This is a genomic window from Paenibacillus sp. 1A_MP2 (assembly GCF_052244825.1).
GTDB lineage: Bacteria > Bacillota > Bacilli > Paenibacillales > Paenibacillaceae > Paenibacillus > Paenibacillus vandeheii.
The window spans coordinates 5,528,014-5,548,703 of sequence record NZ_JBQQCS010000001.1 but is presented as its reverse complement, the minus strand read 5'-3'; the positions used below and the strand labels follow the sequence as shown (position 1 = coordinate 5,548,703).

At 37.2% G+C, this 20,690-nt stretch carries 20 protein-coding genes and 3 pseudogenes; 22 read left to right on the top strand and 1 reads right to left on the bottom strand.

Features of this window, described 5'->3' with window-relative positions:
- Positions 1–199: 199 nt before the first annotated feature.
- The 9 genes and pseudogenes from ACTWJ7_RS27240 to ACTWJ7_RS27200 form a co-directional block, all read left to right on the top strand.
- Positions 200–931 carry a class I SAM-dependent methyltransferase gene (locus ACTWJ7_RS27240; RefSeq protein ID WP_301881806.1) on the top strand — a complete coding sequence of 244 codons (732 nt, stop codon included), beginning with the start codon at positions 200–202 and terminating at the stop codon, positions 929–931.
- 223 nt (positions 932–1,154) lie between these two features.
- Positions 1,155–1,619 (top strand): hypothetical protein, encoded by a 465-nt coding sequence (locus ACTWJ7_RS27235; RefSeq protein ID WP_079346665.1) that lies wholly within the window; start codon positions 1,155–1,157, stop codon positions 1,617–1,619.
- A gap of 330 nt (positions 1,620–1,949) precedes the next feature.
- Positions 1,950–3,446, top strand: a complete 1,497-nt coding sequence (locus ACTWJ7_RS27230; RefSeq protein WP_301881803.1) for a serine hydrolase domain-containing protein — start codon at positions 1,950–1,952, stop codon at positions 3,444–3,446.
- 381 nt (positions 3,447–3,827) lie between these two features.
- A complete protein-coding gene (locus tag ACTWJ7_RS27225; RefSeq protein WP_301881802.1) occupies positions 3,828–4,526 on the top strand; it encodes a response regulator transcription factor in 699 nt (232 codons plus the stop codon).
- A gap of 2 nt (positions 4,527–4,528) precedes the next feature.
- Positions 4,529–5,452, top strand: a complete 924-nt coding sequence (locus ACTWJ7_RS27220; RefSeq protein WP_079346659.1) for a sensor histidine kinase — start codon at positions 4,529–4,531, stop codon at positions 5,450–5,452.
- 96 nt (positions 5,453–5,548) lie between these two features.
- Complete coding sequence (locus tag ACTWJ7_RS27215; protein WP_079346657.1) at positions 5,549–6,472, top strand: ABC transporter ATP-binding protein; 924 nt, start codon at positions 5,549–5,551, stop codon at positions 6,470–6,472.
- On the top strand, positions 6,465–7,187 hold the full coding sequence (locus ACTWJ7_RS27210) for an ABC transporter permease (protein ID WP_443146035.1): 723 nt from the start codon (positions 6,465–6,467) through the stop codon (positions 7,185–7,187). Before ACTWJ7_RS27215 ends, ACTWJ7_RS27210 begins: the two co-directional genes overlap by 8 nt.
- Before the next feature lie 21 nt (positions 7,188–7,208).
- Positions 7,209–7,937, top strand: coding sequence for an ABC transporter permease (locus ACTWJ7_RS27205; protein ID WP_301881800.1), 729 nt, complete (start codon positions 7,209–7,211; stop codon positions 7,935–7,937).
- Positions 7,938–8,406: 469 nt separating this feature from the next.
- A pseudogene (locus ACTWJ7_RS27200) lies at positions 8,407–8,842 on the top strand (IS30 family transposase); the annotation flags it as partial.
- Between the two features lie 182 nt (positions 8,843–9,024).
- On the opposite strand, the gene ACTWJ7_RS27195 reads toward ACTWJ7_RS27200, so the two are convergent.
- Positions 9,025–9,732 carry a CAP domain-containing protein gene (locus ACTWJ7_RS27195; RefSeq protein WP_079346650.1) on the bottom strand — a complete coding sequence of 236 codons (708 nt, stop codon included), beginning with the start codon at positions 9,730–9,732 and terminating at the stop codon, positions 9,025–9,027.
- A 720-nt stretch (positions 9,733–10,452) separates the two neighbouring features.
- On the opposite strand from ACTWJ7_RS27195, the pseudogene ACTWJ7_RS27190 reads away from it, so the two are divergent.
- The 13 genes and pseudogenes from ACTWJ7_RS27190 to nhaC all read left to right on the top strand — a co-directional run bounded on the left by ACTWJ7_RS27190 (position 10,453) and on the right by nhaC (position 20,647).
- Positions 10,453–10,973 (top strand): annotated as a pseudogene (locus tag ACTWJ7_RS27190) (GNAT family N-acetyltransferase).
- Positions 10,974–11,200: 227 nt separating this feature from the next.
- The gene (locus tag ACTWJ7_RS27185; protein WP_024634523.1) at positions 11,201–11,968 is read left to right on the top strand and encodes a nucleotidyltransferase domain-containing protein; all 768 of its coding nucleotides are present in this window, start codon (positions 11,201–11,203) and stop codon (positions 11,966–11,968) included.
- 188 nt (positions 11,969–12,156) lie between these two features.
- Positions 12,157–12,876: a ferritin-like domain-containing protein gene (locus ACTWJ7_RS27180; protein WP_024634522.1), complete on the top strand. Its 720-nt coding sequence runs from the start codon at positions 12,157–12,159 to the stop codon at positions 12,874–12,876.
- Between the two features lie 234 nt (positions 12,877–13,110).
- Complete coding sequence (locus tag ACTWJ7_RS27175; protein ID WP_029881540.1) at positions 13,111–13,893, top strand: nucleoside phosphorylase; 783 nt, start codon at positions 13,111–13,113, stop codon at positions 13,891–13,893.
- A gap of 349 nt (positions 13,894–14,242) precedes the next feature.
- Entirely contained in the window at positions 14,243–14,638 is a 396-nt protein-coding gene (locus ACTWJ7_RS27170) for a hypothetical protein (protein ID WP_301881798.1), read from the top strand.
- Between the two features lie 179 nt (positions 14,639–14,817).
- Positions 14,818–15,504, top strand: coding sequence for a hypothetical protein (locus ACTWJ7_RS27165; protein WP_301881797.1), 687 nt, complete (start codon positions 14,818–14,820; stop codon positions 15,502–15,504).
- A 186-nt stretch (positions 15,505–15,690) separates the two neighbouring features.
- On the top strand, positions 15,691–15,942 hold the full coding sequence (locus ACTWJ7_RS27160) for a hypothetical protein (RefSeq protein WP_301881796.1): 252 nt from the start codon (positions 15,691–15,693) through the stop codon (positions 15,940–15,942).
- 23 nt (positions 15,943–15,965) lie between these two features.
- Positions 15,966–16,157, top strand: coding sequence for a hypothetical protein (locus tag ACTWJ7_RS27155; protein WP_443146034.1), 192 nt, complete (start codon positions 15,966–15,968; stop codon positions 16,155–16,157).
- 192 nt (positions 16,158–16,349) lie between these two features.
- Entirely contained in the window at positions 16,350–16,799 is a 450-nt protein-coding gene (locus tag ACTWJ7_RS27150) for a DUF1569 domain-containing protein (RefSeq protein WP_301881795.1), read from the top strand.
- Between the two features lie 124 nt (positions 16,800–16,923).
- A pseudogene (locus ACTWJ7_RS27145) lies at positions 16,924–17,004 on the top strand (VOC family protein); the annotation flags it as partial.
- A 228-nt stretch (positions 17,005–17,232) separates the two neighbouring features.
- Positions 17,233–17,916, top strand: a complete 684-nt coding sequence (locus ACTWJ7_RS27140) for a helix-turn-helix transcriptional regulator (RefSeq protein ID WP_301881794.1) — start codon at positions 17,233–17,235, stop codon at positions 17,914–17,916.
- A gap of 35 nt (positions 17,917–17,951) precedes the next feature.
- Positions 17,952–19,127 carry a MalY/PatB family protein gene (locus tag ACTWJ7_RS27135; RefSeq protein WP_301881793.1) on the top strand — a complete coding sequence of 392 codons (1,176 nt, stop codon included), beginning with the start codon at positions 17,952–17,954 and terminating at the stop codon, positions 19,125–19,127.
- A gap of 32 nt (positions 19,128–19,159) precedes the next feature.
- Positions 19,160–20,647: a Na+/H+ antiporter NhaC gene (nhaC, locus tag ACTWJ7_RS27130; RefSeq protein ID WP_301881790.1), complete on the top strand. Its 1,488-nt coding sequence runs from the start codon at positions 19,160–19,162 to the stop codon at positions 20,645–20,647.
- The last annotated feature ends 43 nt before the right edge of the window (positions 20,648–20,690 follow it).

Genomic DNA, 20,690 nt, shown 5'->3' with positions numbered 1-20,690 from the left:
GTTGACCTTAGAAGATGGGGACATCTTATAACAAAGTATTCAAGCTTCGGGCTATCGCCTCTTGGTTGTCAGATGTATAATCATGGAAGAAGCGCAGACAACAAACGACCCAGCCTAGATAAGAGCTATCTAAGGCTGGGTCGTTTCGTGAACACCAAAACGTTAGATGAAATTACGAAGATAATTGTGGAGGTATAACATGAAGCAGAATCTTTATGACAACCCAGAGTTCTTTAAGATGTATAAGAAATTAAGAGAAACGAGAATCACATACAATGACTTTATTGAACAACCTGCAATAAGAAAATTATTACCAGTCCTTAAGGATTTACAAGTACTAGATTTGGGATGCGGCTTTGGTGAACAGGCAAATTATATTATCGATAACGGAGCAACTCATGTTACAGGTGTAGATATTTCAGAGAAGATGTTAGATATGGCAAGAAAACGATCTAAAATTCATTATCTCCATAGTTCCATGGAAGAAATTGATTTCAATAATAATGAATTTGATTTGGTAGTCAGTTCATTAGCCTTTCATTATATTGAAGATTATAATTTATTAATTAGTAGGATTGCAAAATGGATTAAACCAAATGGCTACTTGGTGTTTTCTACAGAGCATCCTATTGTATTGTCAAATAAGAGTAAAGAAGGATGGATTAAAGATTCCGATAACAATATACTTCATTGGCCTATTGATAATTATGGAGAAGAAGGACTCAGAACAGAGTTTTGGGGAATCGATGGAGTAATAAAATACCACAGAAAACTCTCAACTTTACTTAATGTATTGATACAAAATGGGCTAGTTGTTCAAGAAATTGTTGAACCTGAATCAATTCCAGAGGGTCTTGAGAAGATGCCCAAATTAATATATGAAAGAAAGAGACCATCTTTTATATTAATTAAGGCAAAAAGAATTGTGTAGGTAAATCAATGTAACATCATCTAACAAAATTTTCACGCTGCGGGCTAAAGCCCTTGGTCCGACCGAAGTTTTAAGGAGTGGATTCGTTAGAAGTATTTCAGTTGCATGGAAGATAATCAGTCGGACACATCCCTTACCCTAAGATAAGAGCTATCTAAGGGTAAGGGACGTCGTGAACACGGGAACGTTAGATGAAATTACCAGAGCAAAGTGATGTGAACCCATGAAAAGGATTCAAATACACAAATGGATAATTGAATATGATTTTAATAAAACCAAAGAATTCTATAAATCTTATCATTTAATTACTGAGGGTTGCGAATGTTTAAACTGTAAGAACTTTGTTGAGGCAACTCCATTCCTACCGAAGGATGTTGTAACCTTTTTTGATAGTTTAGGAATAGATCCAAGAAAAGAAGGAGAAGTATCCGAATACTGTGAGAATGAAGATGGAACCCATTTATATGGCGGGTTCTTTCATATAGTTGGTAGATTGATTAGTGGACCTGATGTATGGAACAAAAATGATGAATCAGGAACAGTGAATTCATTAGACAAAGATTTATATAAAATCGATAACTTCAGATTTGGATTTACGAATGAGAAAAATTTAGTGCGTGATGGATTTCCAGAGCCAATATTACAAATTGAATTTGAAGGGATCGTTCCGTGGGTAATTTCGGAGTAGTCTGGTAACTTCATCTAACATGATATCCACGCATCGGAACCTAGGGGCTCCTCGGTCCGCCCGAAGGATATAAGCAGAGGAGCTGAATCAGGCGGGCATATCCGCACCGACTAACCGCATCGCGGCCGCTCGCGTTGGTCACTAAGTCGGTGGGACGTCGTGAATACAGTGAACGTTATCGGAAATCAGCGCAAAGAATTAAATGGCTTTAAGAACTATGTTTCTCTAAGCCATAACGGCACAAAGTAGGTATTTATGGATGGTGTTTAATTATATAATAGTTTGGTTCATTATTATTTTTTTAAAAGACTTACAATAGGGAGAACCACAATGAAGAAAATACTAAGTAAAACAGGCACATCAACAGTATGTATCATCCTACTTATCACAATCATTACAACTATAGTGTGTTGGAATGAACTTGGGAGTTTGGTAAGGACAGGGAATTATGATAATACGGATAATATGGTGGAAACCATAATGGCCAAATCAGCGACTCCAGGGGTGGCTATGGTAGTATCAGAGCAGGGCAAGACAGAATATAGGAATTACGGATATGCAGATGTTAATAATAAGAAGAGGGTAACTGAAGAGTCATTATTTGAGTTGGGATCGACTACAAAGGCATTTTCGGCTTTGGCCGTTATTCTATTAGAAAATGAGGGCTACTTATCTCTTTCAGATTCTACTACAGATTATATTCCATCGTTTGAGCCAACTATTAAGGGTGAGAAAGTTAATATTACGATTCATCAATTGTTAGCTCATACAAGTGGAATTCCACCGTGGAGTATTCGGTTAATTCCTGAAGGTACCACGGAGGATATGCTTGAAAAAACGATACATAATGTGTCAGACATTGCATTAGATACGTATCCTGGGACAGCATATAATTATGCTACAGTTAATTATGATATTTTAGCGATGATTATTGAAAAAGTTACAGGCAAACGTTATCAGGATTACATGACTGAAAACATACTGGTTCCTTTAGGGATGACTGATAGTTATTTTTCAACAGGTCAGGAAAAGGAATCTGATAAACTTACTAAAGGATATCGTGTATTTTTTGGAAGAGGCTTAGAATATGATGCCCCTAGATATTATGGGAATATCGCTGCAGGATATTTGGTAACGAATTCAAAAGACTTAGAACGCTGGATTAATGCCCAAATGGGGATAGGCGATATGCCAGATAATTTATTAAAAGCGATACAACAATCTCATCAAGTCGACATCAAAACGGCGGGATACGAAGATGAAAATCAATACTATTCATTCGGATGGAGTATTGATACGAAAAATAGAGTTGTTAGTCATAATGGATCTAATCCTAATTACTCCTCACAGGTTCTTATTGATTTAGAAAAGCAGCAGGCCATATTTGTTCTGGCTAATTTGAATTCAACTGCACCATCGCTAATTGCTAATAACATTTATGAGAATATGAATGGAAATCATATGAATAAATTTAATTATGATGACGTGTATCTATTAATTGATTTGGTATTTTCATTCTTAGTAATAATAGCCGTCGTTATCTTATGTGTACAAGCAATTAAACTCGTTAGAGGAATAAAACTAAATATTAAAGTTGAAAAGACAAGGTTCAGAAAAATGACAGGAAGTAGTATCGAACTAATCTTAAGCATTATGCTTTTGGTATTGGTAATGATCTTGCCTTATCTATTAGACAATAATTATTTAATGATAAAGGTGTGGATGTCGTATTCAATGTTTATTTGGATGGGGCTTACTTCTATCAATTGTATTTTATCGATAATAATTAATATTAAAAAAATCGGAATTATTAGAAGCAGTTTATAAAAAAAATATGAGGTGAAATGTGAAAATCACATACGATTGTTTGTCTGATCTTGATTTCTCAAATCTTTAAAGAAGAATAGGTATATTTCGAAGAAGGCGCTGAAATCCGATAACAGAGCATTCCTACAGCGGGCATTCGCCCTTGATCGCTAAAAAGGATTTCCAAGGAGATTATTCAAGCGATACATTCAACCAGCTAAGTCTGACGACACGTTTCCTACGGTCACTTAAGCTGCTTGAACGTCAGGAATGCCAAACGTTAGACGAAATGACCAGAAGGGAGGAAATTCAAACTATGAATATGTTAATTTTATATCTGTAAAATAGTATGTTTAATCAGCTGCAGCACTTAGTTTGAAAGAAAAGGGGCGAAGAAACCTCATGACAAATAGAATACTCATCATAGATGATGATATGGAATTGTGCTCATTAATAAAAAAATGCGTATCACATGTAAACATAGAAACCGATATGGCATTTAACGGCCAAACGGGATTACTTCAAATCATGAATGAAAACGACTCGTATTCCCTAATTATTTTAGATGTGATGTTACCTAATATGGACGGCTTTCAAGTATTATCAGAAATAAGAAAATATAGTAATGTGCCCGTACTTATGCTGACGGCTAAAGCAAGTGAGCCGGATAAGGTAACAGGTCTTAGCCTTGGAGCAGATGACTATTTAACAAAACCATTCAGTATCAATGAACTTATTGCTAGAGTGCAATCTTTGATTAGAAGATATACTACTTTTAATTCTGGGGATTCCGTGAGCATCCTTACCTTTAAAGGAATTGTAATTGATAAAGAAATAAGAACTGTTCATGTTGAAGACAAGCTAATTGATTTAACAGGCAAAGAATTTGATTTATTAGTATTTTTAGCTTCGAATAAAGGTCGTGTATTTACGAAGAAACAAATCTATACACAAGTTTGGAAAGATGATTATTCTTTTGATGACAATAATATTATGTCCTTTATAAGTAAATTGAGAAAAAAAATAGAACCCAATTCAGAACAGCCATTTTATATTTTAACGGTACACGGAGTAGGTTATCGTTTTAATAAGGAGGCTTAATTATGGAATGGATCTATATTCTACTTATGGCTCTAGCTTTTTGTATTATTGTTATCGTTTATTTGGTAACAAAACTGTATAAGGTTTCTGAACAACTTTCAATTATTGAAGATTCTTTAGTCGATATAAAAAAAGGAAATTGGAATCGTCGTATTTTGGTAAATGAAAATGATATCACCAAAACAATTTGTTATTTCATAAATGATATAGCAATGAATAGTCAAACTCAACTCGTACAGTTAAAGCAATCCGAACAGGCTTATAAGCGACTTATGACGAGTTTATCTCATGATGTAAGAACACCCTTAACTTCTTTAGTTGGCTATTTAGAAGCAATTCAAGAGAAGTTTGTTACAGGCAAAGAAAAAGAAGAATATCTTGAAATCGCTTTGAGTAAAGCACATCACTTGAAGGGTTTTGTTGAAGTTTTATTTGATTGGGTTAAACTTGACGCAAAAGAGCAAGTGTTTAAACTCGAAGAACATGATATAAACGAATTTACTCGTGATATATTGATAAATTGGATACCAACCTTTGAGGAAGAGCATTTTCAATACAATATTGATATTTCTGACAAAGAATGCTTCATCCGATTAGATCCAAATGCTTATATAAGAATTATTAATAATTTAATTCAAAATGCTATTGCACATAGTGAGGGAACTAAAATTGATCTAAAAATAAGCGGAAATGAACAAAACATTATCGTTCAGGTTAGTGATAATGGGAAAGGGATATCTACTCATGACCTGCCACATATATTTGATAGATTGTATCAAAGTGATGAATCACGTTCGACTAACGGAAATGGTTTAGGGCTTGCTATTGCTAGAGAACTTGTTTATCTGCATAAAGGAACAATCAATGCTCAAAATTTACTATCTGGTGGTACAACATTTATAGTCAAACTTCCAAGAGCTCTCTAATTTTTGAGGGCTTTTTTGTTAGCAAGAAACAAACAAGATTTCGGCAAGATTTTGGCAAGATATGTTTGATAAAATGTAAATAAAGGAGGTATTCATATGACAAACTATACCATAGAAACTAAACAACTTACTAAAATCTATAAGGATCAGAAAGCTGTAAATAATGTAAATATCCATGTGAAAAAAGGACGTATTTACGGTTTACTCGGTCGTAATGGCGCCGGTAAAACCACAATTATGAAAATGATCTTAGGGTTAACGTCTACCTCTTCCGGTGAGGTAGACGTATTTGGTAAGAACATTAAAGGTAGAGAAAAGCAGGTATATCCCAGAATTGGAGCGATTATTGAAACGCCTGGATTCTATCCAAACTTAACTGGAACAGAAAATTTGAACATTTTTGCAAAACTGCGTGGTACATCTGCTCCTAACGCTGTAAAGAACGCACTGGAAATTGTAGGATTACCGTATAAGGATAAGAAGTTGTTTGGTGAGTATTCTCTCGGTATGAAACAACGTCTGGGTATAGCTAATGCTATTTTGCATGACCCTGAACTATTAATTTTAGATGAACCTACAAACGGCCTGGACCCTATAGGTATAGCAGAAGTCAGGGATTTCATTAAGAATTTAAGCGTTGAACGTGGGAAAACAATTCTTATTTCCAGCCATATTCTTTCGGAAATCTCATTGCTTGCGGATGATATTGGAATTATCGACAATGGTGTTCTGTTAGAAGAAAATAGTATGGAGGAACTTAAACGAAAAAATGGTAAGTACATTCTACTTGAAGTTTCTGATGCTGCTAAAGCTAGCTTGATCTTGGAACGTCAATTCGATTTGAAAAGTTATTCTGTGAAAGACGATCATACCTTGCAAATCTATGATAATTCTCTGGATATGGCATCTGTTAATAAGGCACTAATATTGGGAGATGTGTCGGTTATTAGTTCTCAGCTTTGTAATGACACTTTAGAGGACTATTTTAGGAAAATTACGGGAGGAGATGGCATTGCTTAAACTTATTCAAATAGAATTTCTTAAGTTACGACGTAGAACATTTGTGTGGATTATGATGTTTTCAGCTCTCATCATGCCATTCCTAGCGTACCTATTATTCAAATATGCGTGGGATACAGGTGGTGACCCTGTACAGTTTTATAAATGGTCAGCGTTCGGACTTACACTTTTTATTATCTTACCTGTTGTTTTAGGAATATTAAGCACAATGCTAATGTACAATGAAAATCAATACGATATGCTTAAACAACTTTGGATTGTGCCTGTCAGCAAAATGAGATATTTTTTTAGCAAATTTTTTGTGGTTTTGATTTATTCTGTTTGCTTCATGTTAGTTACAGCTGTAGGTACCGTTATATTTAGCATACTTCTCGGAGATATCGCATTTGATTGGCAAAACGTTTTGTTCTTGATAAGGAAGTGTTTGGAGATTGGTGTTATTACAGCTTTTGCAATGCTGCCGATTTTGGCAATTGCTACAACGCAAAACGGATATATTCTTCCAGTTGCTATAACACTAGTTTATGCTTTCCTTGGTTCTATTATAGTTTCGATAAATATGTATATACATCCGTTATCCAGCATGGCAGTGATCGTTGCTCGAAACGGAGATATTCCAGGACTAAACTATACACAGGTAATTAGCATCCCTATGGCATTTCTTAGCATTTTTATTTGGGGATTGTATCCGTACTCCTTGCAAACGTTGCATTAGCAAGAAAGTGAGGTGTTAATAATGCGAGCATTACTTTGGGCGGAACATCAAAAGATTCGCCGGTTAAGTTTTGTTTGGATTGCAATTTTTGCGACGGTTATGGTAGCAGTTATTGTTTTTTTATCCGGCTTAACAGACAATGACGGTATTCGAGATATAGATACTACAGGTTGGTATATGGCTGTGGCTCAACCACTGGCAACATTTTTCGTTCTTCCAGCGGTAATTGCTCTTTTAGGTAGTTACATGATCTGCCGTGAAGAACAGGAGCATACAATTGATTCACTTCGACTTATCCCTGTGAATGAAGCAAAGTTGACAATTGCAAAAATGATTATAACCCTCGTATATAGTATCGTTTTTTACTTGTTACTCTTTTTTATAACATTTTTCACTGAAGCAGCTTTACATTTTTCTGATTTATCCTTAGGGTTAGTCATGAATTTTTTGAAAGCTTATTTATTGGATGGTATATGTATATTTCTTGCAATATCACCTATTATTGCTTTGGTGTCATACATGAAAAAAGGATACTGGATCGCGTTAGTTATCACTGAATTTTATTCTTTTATTGGATTATTTGCGAGTACGTCAAATACCCTAAAAGCTTTATATCCTATTACAGCTGTATTTACCATATCTGGCTACTATGAAGCATCGACAATTCAGGTCATGCTTAGTTGCATTAGTTTACTATTTTGCGTAGGACTTGCCGCAGTAACACTTGCAGGCATGAACAAATGCAAATGAAATAGGGCATCTATTTGCCAAACCTCCAAAAAATTCTTTCCGACAATATGAGAAGTGAAGGTTATAAGAATGCTTGTTTAAGAGCTAAAGAACATATTAAAGATAGATTTCTTTAAAGCCCCCTGATCCAATTGGACACTCGAAGCCACCTCAGATACACAAAATGAAATGAGTCTGCAAGATGGATTTCGAAGAGGCATTTATGCAGACAACTCTTTTGGGATTCGTAAATACAGGAACGAGAAGAAGTTCAGTGAGAATTTAATTAAAGAATCATGTACTAAATAAATTAATAACACAAAGAAAAAAATGTATCAAAGCGTGAAATAAAAATGAAAGTGACAATAAGAAATGCAAGTAGTGTTAAGCAGAAAAGCAGACTCTCATTAAGCCTCTCGGGTTTATAAACATGACGGATTGTAATATGAAGTGCGACACCTACTGGAAATAAAAAAAATGGCCCATAGCCTGGATCTATGCAGGTCGTCTATTGAAAGGTGCTTTGCATGTACTCCGACACAAGGGTAAGCGTCAGAAACCTGCGGAAACACGCCGTAAGTTTGCGGTAGGCAGACCCATTTCACAGCGTCCGAAGGATCCTGCTGCAGCTTTTCAAACTGCTACAACAGACCGTGGCAAGGAATTTGCCTGCTACGCGAACTTGGAGGAAACGCACGACGTACATATCTATTTTGCAGACCCTTACTCTTCCTGGCAACGAGGTTCAAATGAGAATGCAAACGGCTTACTTTGTGAGTTTTTTTCCCAAGGGCACAGACTTTACTCAAATATTAGATGCAGCATTGGAGCGTTCGCTTCATTTAATCAACCATCGCCCTCGGAAATGTCTGGGCTGGAAAACCGCTCACGAATCTTTCACAGAGGAACTGTCGCACTTGGTTTGACAATCTATCACATAAAAACGGTAGGTGAAATTAATGCAAATAAGATGAAGATGGATAAGATTTACAATTTAATCCGGTTCGAGGAAACAAAACAACTGGTGGCGTATGCAGGATCTGTAAGTATCAAAAACCCGACATAAATTGCGGGTTTTTGATACTTTATTGTTGGGAGATGAAAGGCGCTACCCAGTAAATTCCTGGACCCATGTGTTGTTATAATAAGCAATACCGATATGAGTATAACTATTATTCAGTATATTTGCTTTGTGGCCAGGGCTATTCATCCACTCCTTCATAACCTGGGTAGGGGTGGTTTGCCCTTTTGCGATGTTTTCTCCAGCGGTATTATATGTGATCCCGTATTCCTTCATCATATCGAAGGGGGATCCATGTGTTGGCGAATTATGATCAAAGTAACTGTGGTTGTACATGTCCTGTGCCTTGACCATAGCCACATTTGACAATTCTTCATTCCTACTCAAGGAACTTAATCCTGTTTTGGCCCTTTCTTGATTGACTAGATCCAGAACCTGCTGCTCAAAATCGGTTTTATCCGTAGTATTTTTTTTACCTTCCTGTACTTGTCCTGTTGGCTCCTTTTTTTCAGGATTTCCTGAAGGTGCCTGGTTTACTGGATTTCCATCCGGTGTTCGAATCATATCCAACAAATCCAATGGAATTCCATTTTGGGCTTCTTTTGTTGTAATAGATCTCTCTTGCCAAGATGTAGCTGTTGATGATGCCTGTGTGAGGACAGAGTTTGGTGCAGTAGCATGATCATGAATTGAAATTTGTTTTTGCTCAGGAGTCACTTGTTTTTGCATCATATTGTTATGGGACGAACAGCCTGCCACCAATAATAATATTGTTAAAACGAAAAACTTTGCCATTTGCCAACCTCCTAGATCCGTTAGTTATTGAAGTTCCCGGATTTATGTTTTCCTGTATGCCATTTACTTATTCCTAATATTTTATCCAGTACTTTTTTATGATCGATACCATTTAGATAGCCTTGTCTTTTTTTGTGTCTCGAGGAAAGCAAAGCGTGTTGCGAATGGTTATGGATAAAGAAGGCCATATCGGGTCATAAATGCATCACGGGATGAATGTTATCTATTTCAATGGGATTCCTGATGATTGGAGTATTTCGATGGATAATTGGGAGAATCTATTCAAACTAATTTCACTCATTCATTATTGCCGCGAGATACAGTGTACTTTTCGAAGTCCTGCTTAACTAAACGCCCCCGTTGGCGGTATAGACAATTTTATAGAATATAAACCATATGCTGCATCATATAAAACAAGCTGAAAGCGAGTATTTGATAATTCCATGAAGTCAGAAACTGCGTTTAACAAAGTATTCAAGCTGCGGGGCTATCGCCCCTTGATTGACAGATGTATAATCATGGAAGAAATCTCAGTCAACAAACGCCCCAGCCTAAGATAAGAGCTATCTAAGGCCGAGCGTTTCGTGAATACAAGAAAATTATGAGAAATCATCGTAAATAAATTACAAGATAGGAACTGTATAATGCTACTCATTATATACAGTTATGGCTAAGTGCTTGAGATATTCGTTTTAACTAATCCTATGAGGTGGTTATATTATGCAAATAAGAAAAGCAACGATTAATGATGCAGAAGGCATTGCAAAAGTTCATGTGGATAGTTGGAGAACAACTTACAAAGGTATTATTCCAGATGAATTCTTATATAATCTTTCATATAAAAAAAGAACTGAATTATGGATCAAAAATATTGAAAGAGAAGATAATTTTGTAGTTATAGCAGAAAACCCAGAAGGAGAAATTATTGGATTTGCAGATTCTTGGAAGAGAGAAACAAATATAGTAGCCAATTCTAGTGATTTAACATCTATATACATACTTAAGGAATATCACGGAAGAGGTTTAGGGAAAGAATTACTTAAACAACTGTTTCTACAATTTAAATTTTTAGGCTATCAAAAGATATTTGTTGAAGTTCTAGAAGATAATAAGACACGATATTTCTATGAACATTATGGAGCTAAATTATGTAAATCAATTCAAATAATAATCGGGGAAAAGTTCTAAATGAATTAATTTATGAATGGGATAACATTGATGAGGTTTTAGCGAAATTATAAGTTTATTAAACTTTAATTGAAATAAAACCACATTTAATAATATTCTTGTATTTCATTGGAGTCGATGACATCTCATAACATTATATTCACGCATCGAGCATACGCCCTTGGTCCGGCAGAAGTATTTCAGGGAAGCAGAGGCTACCGGACACACACTTGGCATACGCCAAGCGTCGTGAATGCGGGAACGTTAGCCGAAAGAAGTTCTTAGTGTAGGAGGAGTCTATATGATATTAGAAAAAGTTATAAATAGAATTGTAATACAAAGTGAATATAAGGATTTTGTTGATAAGTATATAGATCATATACTTGCCGAATTTAAAGATAAGATTCATAGCATTTATATGTGTGGCTCGATTCCAAAAGGAACTGCTAAACCTTTTAAGTCAGATGCAGACTTTACTATTGTATGTGCAAATCCCAAAGATATTGATTACGAAAGATTGTCAAATATTAAAGACAGGCTTTTGGAAGAATATCCAGTAGTAACTAAGATTGATACGATAATTTGCTCGATTGACGATGTATTAAGTAAACCAAATGAGTGGGGTTTTTGGGTTAAGATCATTTGTGTTTGCCTATATGGTCATGACGTTGGTGAAAAAGTACCACCGATAATTATTTCTCCAGAGTTTATTTTAGACTTAAATACAGAGACCAAGGAGGAAGTAGATCGTATACATCGTTTACTTTCTAATGCTAGTGATCACACAATGAAAACTAGATATATTAAAGGTTACTCTAAGAGATTAATTCGTGCATTATACTCTTTGGTTTTAGAAGATACAGGGGTATGGCAAGATGACATTATTAAGATGAAGAATGCCATATTAAACTATTGTGAGATTGACTCCGCTTTAGTTGATTATCTGTATGCTTGTTACTTGGATAGTAATGTACTTGTTGAAGAGTTTCTGGGAATTGCAGATAAAGTATATAGCTATTTTGAGAACGCCTTAAATACAATGGCTGCCTCCAGAAATTCCCTCGGCTAACATCATATTGACGATCCGGGTCACTCTGAGAAGCGAGTGACCACATCCAGCCCCCTAAGCCCGTCGGGAAGTCACTGCATTAGGTGTTCGGCAAGCCTCACAACTATAAGCAGCGACTCTAAGGGGCCAGGACGTCGTCAATACAAAACGTTATCTGAGATAAACCTATTACATTTTAGGAGCAAATAATGAATATCACTTTCTCGAAATGGGTGCAATATTATCGAAGAAATAATCAAAACCTCAAATATATTCATTGGGATGACAACTATAAATTAACAACTAATGAAAGAGAAATAATCATTAAGTCAATTCAACAGTTTCAATTAGGAGAAAAATCTGAAGGTAAACATCTAATTAAACGTGCGCAAGAATATGTACATCAGACACAAGATCAGGATTACTATGAAGCACTTATAGAATTCATTAAAGAAGAACAAAGGCACGCTAGAGATCTAGGCAGATTTATGAAGGTACAAGGAATCCCACTCCTTCGTAGACATTGGGTGGACAATGTATTTAGAAGATTACGTCGATATGCGAGTCTAGAACAATCAGTCATTGTTCTATTAACTGCTGAGATCATTGCTAAGTTGTACTATAAAGCCTTGCAAAAATCTACAAAGTCAGAAGTATTAATAGATTTATGTAATCAGATTTTAAGTGATGAGGAGAAACATGTTCAGTTTCAATCCGAAACACTTCATAAATTTGCTCAAAATAGAAGCGTTCTCTTTAACAGAATAGTTTATATCCTTCGTAGAATCCTTTTTGAAGGAACGCTAATTATAGTGTGGTATCAACATAAGCCTGTATTTAAAGCTGGGGGATATAAACTCAAAAGTTATTACCATGAATGCCGTCATGAGTTTAACTTAACAAAGAAGATTATAGCTAATTCACAGTAGAGGTTTACGTCAGATAACATTATATCCAAGCTTCGGGTCCTGACGCTCCCTCGGTCAGCCCGAAGGGAATTGGCAGGGAAGTGGAATCAGGCGGACACATCCGCACCGACTAACCGCATCGCGGCCGCCTCTAACGTGGCTTAAGTCGGTGGGACATCGTGGATACAGTAACGTTATATGTAATAGCCGCAAAGAAATAATAAAAAAATTTAAATTACTTTGGAGGTAAGTGAGATGGAGAGCAAAAAAATTGATAGTAAAGAATTCCCGATATTGGAATTTGATGAATCGCGAGTTGCAATAATTGAGGCAACTAATTTTATCAATCCAAAAGAAGAATTTAAATACTGTGTCATAACATTTTTTAGAGATGTAATTGAAAAAATGAAAACGGAGGGAAAGTTGAAAGAAGTTGCAAGTCTACATTGCGAGACTGTAGATTTGCCAATATATGAAACATATTATCAAGGGAAAAAAGTACATATTACTTTGGGGTATTTAGGAGCTGCAGGTTCAGCAGGATTCTTAGAAGAACTGATAGCCTATGGTTTTCAGAAATTTATAGTTTGTGGTGGTGCAGGTGTATTAAAAAAAGACATTGCTGTTGGACATGTAATAGTACCCGTTTCTGCAGTGAGAGATGAAGGAGTATCATACCATTACATTAAGCCATCAAGAGAAATTGAATGTAATCTAGAGGTATTAAAAATTATTGAGGACGATTTTAATATACATAATATCAAGTATATAAAGGCCAAAACTTGGACGACAGATTCATTTTATAGAGAGACTAAAGAAAAGGTTGAGTTGCGGAAAGCAGAAGGGTGTGTAACTGTAGAAATGGAAGCAGCAGCATTTATGGCTGTTTCACAATTTAGAAATGTAAAATTAGGTATTATCTTGTATGGCGGTGATGATTTAAGTGGTGTCGAATGGGATAGTCGAAGTTGGAATAGCAGATCAGAAATAAGAATAAACCTTGTTCAAATATCAATGCGGATATGCAGTTCTTTTTAACTGGAATAGATTTAATCCATTTATTAATGCATTTATAAAAAGGGAAATACTAAATAGACAACCAAGAGTTAAATGTAAATATGACAACATAAATAAATTATGCGAAATCGAAGAAGGCGGCTACAACATATAACACTGTATTCGCGCTGTGGCCCCAAAAGGGGCCTTGGTTGCCAGAGGCATTTCGGGGAATTGGATTCAGGTAACACACCCGCACCACCTAAGCGCGGTCGCGCTCAGTCGGGAACCGGCTTCGCATATGGTTCCGAGCTCCTTTAAAGTGGTGGGGCGTCGGGAATACAACAACGTTATCAGAAATTACAATTATAAAAAATCGAGGTGTGAATTTGTGAAAGTAAAATTAATATTTGTGAGTACAGCAATGATATTTTTTCTATTATTAATAGGATGTTCTGAAAAACAAATTGCAATAGATCAAATAATTGGTGAATGGAAAGTAACAAGCGAACAGGTTAATCTAGAAAAATTCACTTCGACACATGGAATGATTAGAATATATGAAGGTTTAAGAATTGCAGAGCATTTTGAAGAGGATAACGTAATAACAATACTTGGAGACGGATCAATTGAATTTCCAACAATTACAGGTGGTTATGAGTTGGATTATCAAGATGGACACAATTATATATCAATAATTGGTGATAGTTCTGAATCGGTCCACCCAGTCTATGTTAATGATGATACCCTTCAAATTAATACATATATCTTAAAGAGAATTAAATAATTGAAGAAAATGAAAGTAATTCAAGGTAGTTTTCACTTCTGATAAACATAGTATTCACGCAGCGGCTACGCCTTGGTCACTGTAATGCTTTTGTCAGGGTAGTGAATTCATGTGACAACTTGCTGCGCAAGTTCATGAATACCTGAACGTTATCAGAAAGACTATGAAGGAGGAATAGAATGAAGCTTTTTCATGGAGAAGAAGCCTTAATTCAAGAAATTGATTTTTTACAACCTTCGATATCTACGCCCCTAGGGACCATTGAATTTTTACTTTCTGTCTCCAGCAAGTCTTATCTTTCAACGCAATGTTTTCGGCTTAAACATGGTGGATCATTATACCAATATGGCTACGATTTATTTGATTGCGAGTTAGTGATCTGCAAACCGAAGCTCGATCTTGCTTCACATCTGACAGCAGAGGAATGTTGGGGAGCCGTATTTAGAATCAAACCGAATAAAAATCACCAGATCGATACGTGTAGTTTTTCTGCTTATTGGCGGGAGGGATATAGCTGGAAAGATTACGGATCTAATACCGGGGAAGATCTTGAAGCTATTGAGTATGAGAACGAGAAATACCGATTACATTTAGGAACCCAGGACGGCCCCTTATTAATGGCAAGACGAAACCAAGGCGATAGGATTCCTAAATCTCTAGCTTTGAATTCTGATTTTGAGAAGTATGGTTTTATTATAAATTCGGATAAAGGTATTGAAGTTCCTATGACACGAATTCAATCTCATGAGACATGCCAAGTACATTTTTTAACAGCTTGGAATCGAAAGATAGAAGAAGATGTTTCTACATGGCTAGCGGTAGATCTGCCTTCGAAGCAAATATTAGAGGGAGAAGGACTTTTGTAAGTATTTTCGAAGAGGTCATAGTCCATCTGATAACATAATATTCACGATGCGGACATTCGTCCTGGATCCAGAATGCGCCGGACACTCAACATACGCTGAGTCGTGAATACAGGAACGTTATAGGAAATCAGCAACATATAAAGAGGATCAACTACACCTTACATACTTTCGACGGGAAGTGATTGAGTGAATAAAGATATTCTACTTGAATGGGATAGCAAGTATAATGCGGTGAAACGTACGAAAGAACATTATTGGAAGACATATAGGAAGTGGCGTGATGAAAATAAAGGTGACTATCACAATACTTTTATGGGCAAATTATATGATGAATTAATAACTCTTGAAGAGCGGGCCATATACCTAAAATATAGTTTTAACACAACAGAAGCTGTGGTATTTTGCTCGATTAATATATTCTACGTAGAAGACATATAGGAACCTATGATATAGAGTTCTTTTTGAACGGTGAGATCGCTGATGAGTATCTGGATTTTGGAGATGTGTTACTTAAAGATCGGATTACTAAAGTAAAGCATAGTTTGAAAATTGCAAGAAACGCTCTAAAACTAGGATTTGAAGCATCAGACATTTCGAAAATCACAGAAATCTCACTTGAACATATAGAAATATTAAAAAAGAAATATAGTTGACTTAAGGGAATGGTACAAGAATGATTTGTGTTTCAGAGAATCGGCTGACATCCTATAACATAATATGCACGCTGCGTACATTCGTCCTTGGTCCGGCATTCGCCGGACACCCAGCATACACTGGGTCGTGAATACAGGAAGGTTATAGGAAATCAGCGCAAGAAAACTCTTTTTTCAGGAGGAATCGTTCTAATGAATAGCATTTTTGAACAAAATCATACAAATGAAATTATTGTCCGTATCAAACAATTACGTCCAGATTCACAACCGAGTTGGGGAAAAATGAATGTCGCGCAAATGTTAGCTCATTGCTCATCTTTTCAGGAAATAGCGATGGGGAACTCTTCTTCATCAAGAAGCTGGCTTGGGTTAGTTATAGGAAAGTTTGTAAAACCCATGGTCTATAACGATAAGCCACTTCCAAAGAATATGTCCACAATTCCCAATATCATGATTGTAGATGAAAGATACTTTGATGTGGAAAAAGAAACATTAATACAAAATATAATTACGTTTCAAAATAATGGACCTGAGAAATGTACAACCCGACCACATCCTTTTTTTGGTAAACTTTCTCCTGAAGAATGGGGCAAGTGCATATATAAACATCTAGATCATCATTTAAAACAGTTTGGCGTATAGTTAATGAAATAAGCTATTCAGAGTAGGTGCTGACATCCTATAACAATATGTTCACTCTTTGTAGGGCGGGCCCCTCGCTCCCGGAAGAAAAGTCGAAGGTGTAATTACCGGGACACATCCGCACCAAAAAGAGATTAGTGAATTTGAAAAGTTTATTTGGATTGAAGATCCTGAAGGTCGACTGATCGAGCTTTTGGAAAAATAACGTGAGTTGTAATTTAGCTGTATTATCGACTAAATGCAAGGAAGTGAGTGAGAAGCTTGCACAGATCACAGGAGTGATCGTGCAGGCTTTTTTTATTTAAATGAGGGTCATCCACAAAAAAAAAAGTTGAAAGCGTTTTATAACTGTGATACTATTTTATCAAGATAATAATTTATTATTCGTACAATAAAAATACATTGTTGAAAGAAGAGAAAGGAGACCAAAGTGATGGAGATTGAGAATCGTCAGTATCTTGAGAGATTTTTTCCGATTGCTTCATTTATCGCGGCAATTATAGGACCTAAATGTGAAGTCGTCGTACATGATATCAGTGATCCGGAGCACTCTATTGTTTTTATTGAGAACGGATATATTAGTGGCCGTGAAGTAGGCGATGCATCCACTGACCTTGTCTTGAGAATCCTCAAATCAGAAGCTTATCATGAGGAACAGTATATAGCCAACTACAAAGCATCAGGCAAATTCGGTCAGAGTTTCCGATCGTCTACCTACTATATAAAGAATGATCAGAATAAGCTGGTTGGCCTGCTCTGCCTGAATATTGACGTATCTCATATGGAAGTAGCGGCTGAATGGGTTCAACATATTTTACAAGGAGGACCTAACCCGTATGTAATGCCTGCTGCTGCTGCTGAAAAGTCGAAAGAAGAAAAGCAAACAACGGAGTACCTGCAAGGAAATGCAGATGATCTGCTGCAACATATGATAACTTCTGTCATTGGCAAATTAAAAATTCCGCCGGAACGTTTGTCATCGCAGGAGAAGATTGAAGTTGTCCGCGAATTAAACGAGCTTGGAGTTTTCTTACTGAAAGGCGGCGTTTCACAGGTAGCAGCTTCTTTATCAATATCTGAACCTACGGTATATCGCTATTTACAAAAGCTGAAATAAACAGAAATCTAGATGGAAAACAAGAAGGTGAGATCATGAGCTATAACTTTGATCAAGTGATTAGCAGAATAGGCACCAATAGCGCGAAATGGGACGGGGTAGTGAACAGCTTGGGGGATGATATGATCGTTCTCTCTGTTGCGGATATGGATATACAAGCGCCTCCTCAAGTCGTGAATAAGGTGAGCGAGATGGCGCGGCACGGAATCTACGGATATACCGATGCGTTCCCTCCGTATTATAAGGTCGTACAACATTGGCTTGATAAAGCTTACAGATGGGATGTACCTCAAGAATGGATTGTGTTCTGCCCGCGGATTGTACAGGCCGTATCGATTATAATCGAGAGATTCACAGAACCTGGTGACCGAATTTTGATGCATACTCCGGCATATCAACCTATCGCTAATGCTGTTGAAATCAACGATAGAAAACTCGTAGAGAGTCGGCTGGTACTTAGTAATGGACGATATGAAATCGATTTTGATGAAATGGAACGCCAAATGAGTGCAGGGGTCAAGATTGTTCTGTTAATCTCTCCACATAATCCGACTGGGCGTGTATGGACAAAGGTGGAATTGGAACGTATAGCCGAGCTCTGCATTCGTTATGATGCATTGCTCGTATCGGATGACATTCATGCCGATTTTATTCACGAAGGACATGAGCATACGATTATCGCGAAATTATCAGAGCAGATTGCGGAGCGTTCCATTATTTGCACTTCGCCAGGTAAAACCTTTAACTTAGCAAGTCTTGAAATCGCTAACATTGTTATCCCAAACAAGCAGTTAAGAGATCAGTTTCAACATGGGTTACGCCAAGCTGGCATTCATAATCCTACTTTTTTTGCCATCCCTGCTTTGGATGTCGCATATACGGAGTGTGATGATTGGCTTAACGAGCTTCGATCTTATATTACGGATAATATTTCATTTACAGAAGATTTTTTTACTGAACATATGCCTGAACTAAAAATCGTGAGAGCGGAAGGAACCTACCTTCTGTGGGTAGATTGTACTGCCCTTAGCAGAAACGAAAGCGATTTAATTGAATGGATTCAAAATAAAAGCCGTGTTAGCGTAAGCTTTGGTTCATCCTTTGGCGTGGATGGTGAAGGTTTTATTCGCCTGAATCTTGGTGCTCCCAGGGCGCTATTGCAAGAGGCTTTTGAGCGAATGGCCAGCAATTACCCTTTAAGTAACAGATAACTTCTTACATCATCGATAGGGGGAACCTTACAATGGCTATGCCAAATAAGGAAAAGACGGTAAAGCAACCAACTCTGTTATTAGCTTTATTACCGATTGTTACTATGATTTTGCTGTTATGTTTAGGATATGTTTTATTCGAATTGCCGCCTGAGCCGTTAATCATTATATCCACAGTGGTTGCCGGAATCATCGCCATCAAGCTGGGTTACAACTATGATGACATTATGGGTTCCATCGCGCAAAAAATCGCAAAGACCATGCCGGCTATCTTGATACTGATTACTGTCGGATTTATGATTGGCGCCTGGATGATCGGCGGTACGATACCGATGATGATCTATTACGGACTTGATATTATTAATCCGCAATTTTTGCTGATTACGGCATTCATTGTCACTTCCATTGTCTCCTTATGTACAGGTACTTCTTGGGGATCGGCAGGTACAATCGGGATAGCATTTATGGGGGTAGGAGCTGGCCTTGATGCGAATCTAGCTGCTGTTGCAGGTGCAGTCGTAGCAGGGGCCTATTTTGGAGACAAGCTGTCCCCGTTATCAGATACAACAAATTTGGCAGCGCTGTCAACTGGCGTTAACCTGTATGAACATATTGGTCATGTGCTCTATACGACAGTACCATCCTTTATCGTAGCAGGAACGGTCTACTTGATCACTGGTTTTAATAGCGGTGGCTCGGATGTGGCAATTCCTGAGAAGGTTATTACGATTATGGATACTTTAAGTACAGTGTTCAACTGGAATTTACTATTACTGCTTCCGGTACTGATCGTATTGTACGGGTCGATTCGCAAAAAGCCTACCATACCGGTGATGCTGATTTCCTCTTTTGTAGCGTTGGCGAACGGTATGATCTTTCAAGGGTTTACACTGCATGATGTAATTACTTCCGTCATTAACGGCTTCGATGTAGCTATGGTTCACATTCAAGGCTTTGATGCAGCTGCTGTGATTCCGGATATTCCTCGCCTTTTGAATCGCGGTGGTATGAACTCTATGATGGGTACATTGTTGATTTGTTTCTGTGCCATTACATTTGCTGGTGTAATATCGCTTACGAAGTCTCTGGAATTGATTGTAGATAAGATCCTCAAGTATGTGCATTCGACGGGCTCGCTGATCCTGGCAACAATTGCCACTGGTTTGACAATGATCGGTGTAACAAGCAATGGTCAGGTATCGATCTTGATGCCTGGTGAAATGTTACGTGAGGCTTATATCCGCCGCGGTTTGCATCCGAAGAACCTGGGCCGGACAATTGAGGACTCTGCTTCCATTGTCGAACCAATCCTGCCATGGACTGCAGCAGGGGCTTATATGGCTGGTACGCTTGGCGTCGCAACCCTTTCATATTTGCCTTGGGCAATCTTATGTTGGACAGGTATTATCTTCGCGACGATCTGGGGCTTCACAGGCTTTGGAATCACCAAGCTGACTCCAGAGCAGCAGCAGGAAATGCTCAAGGAATATGATGATGCAAAAGCAGCTAAATCATTATAAGAGGGGGGATGACACCCCTCGCTTGTAAAAACAGAGAAAAACA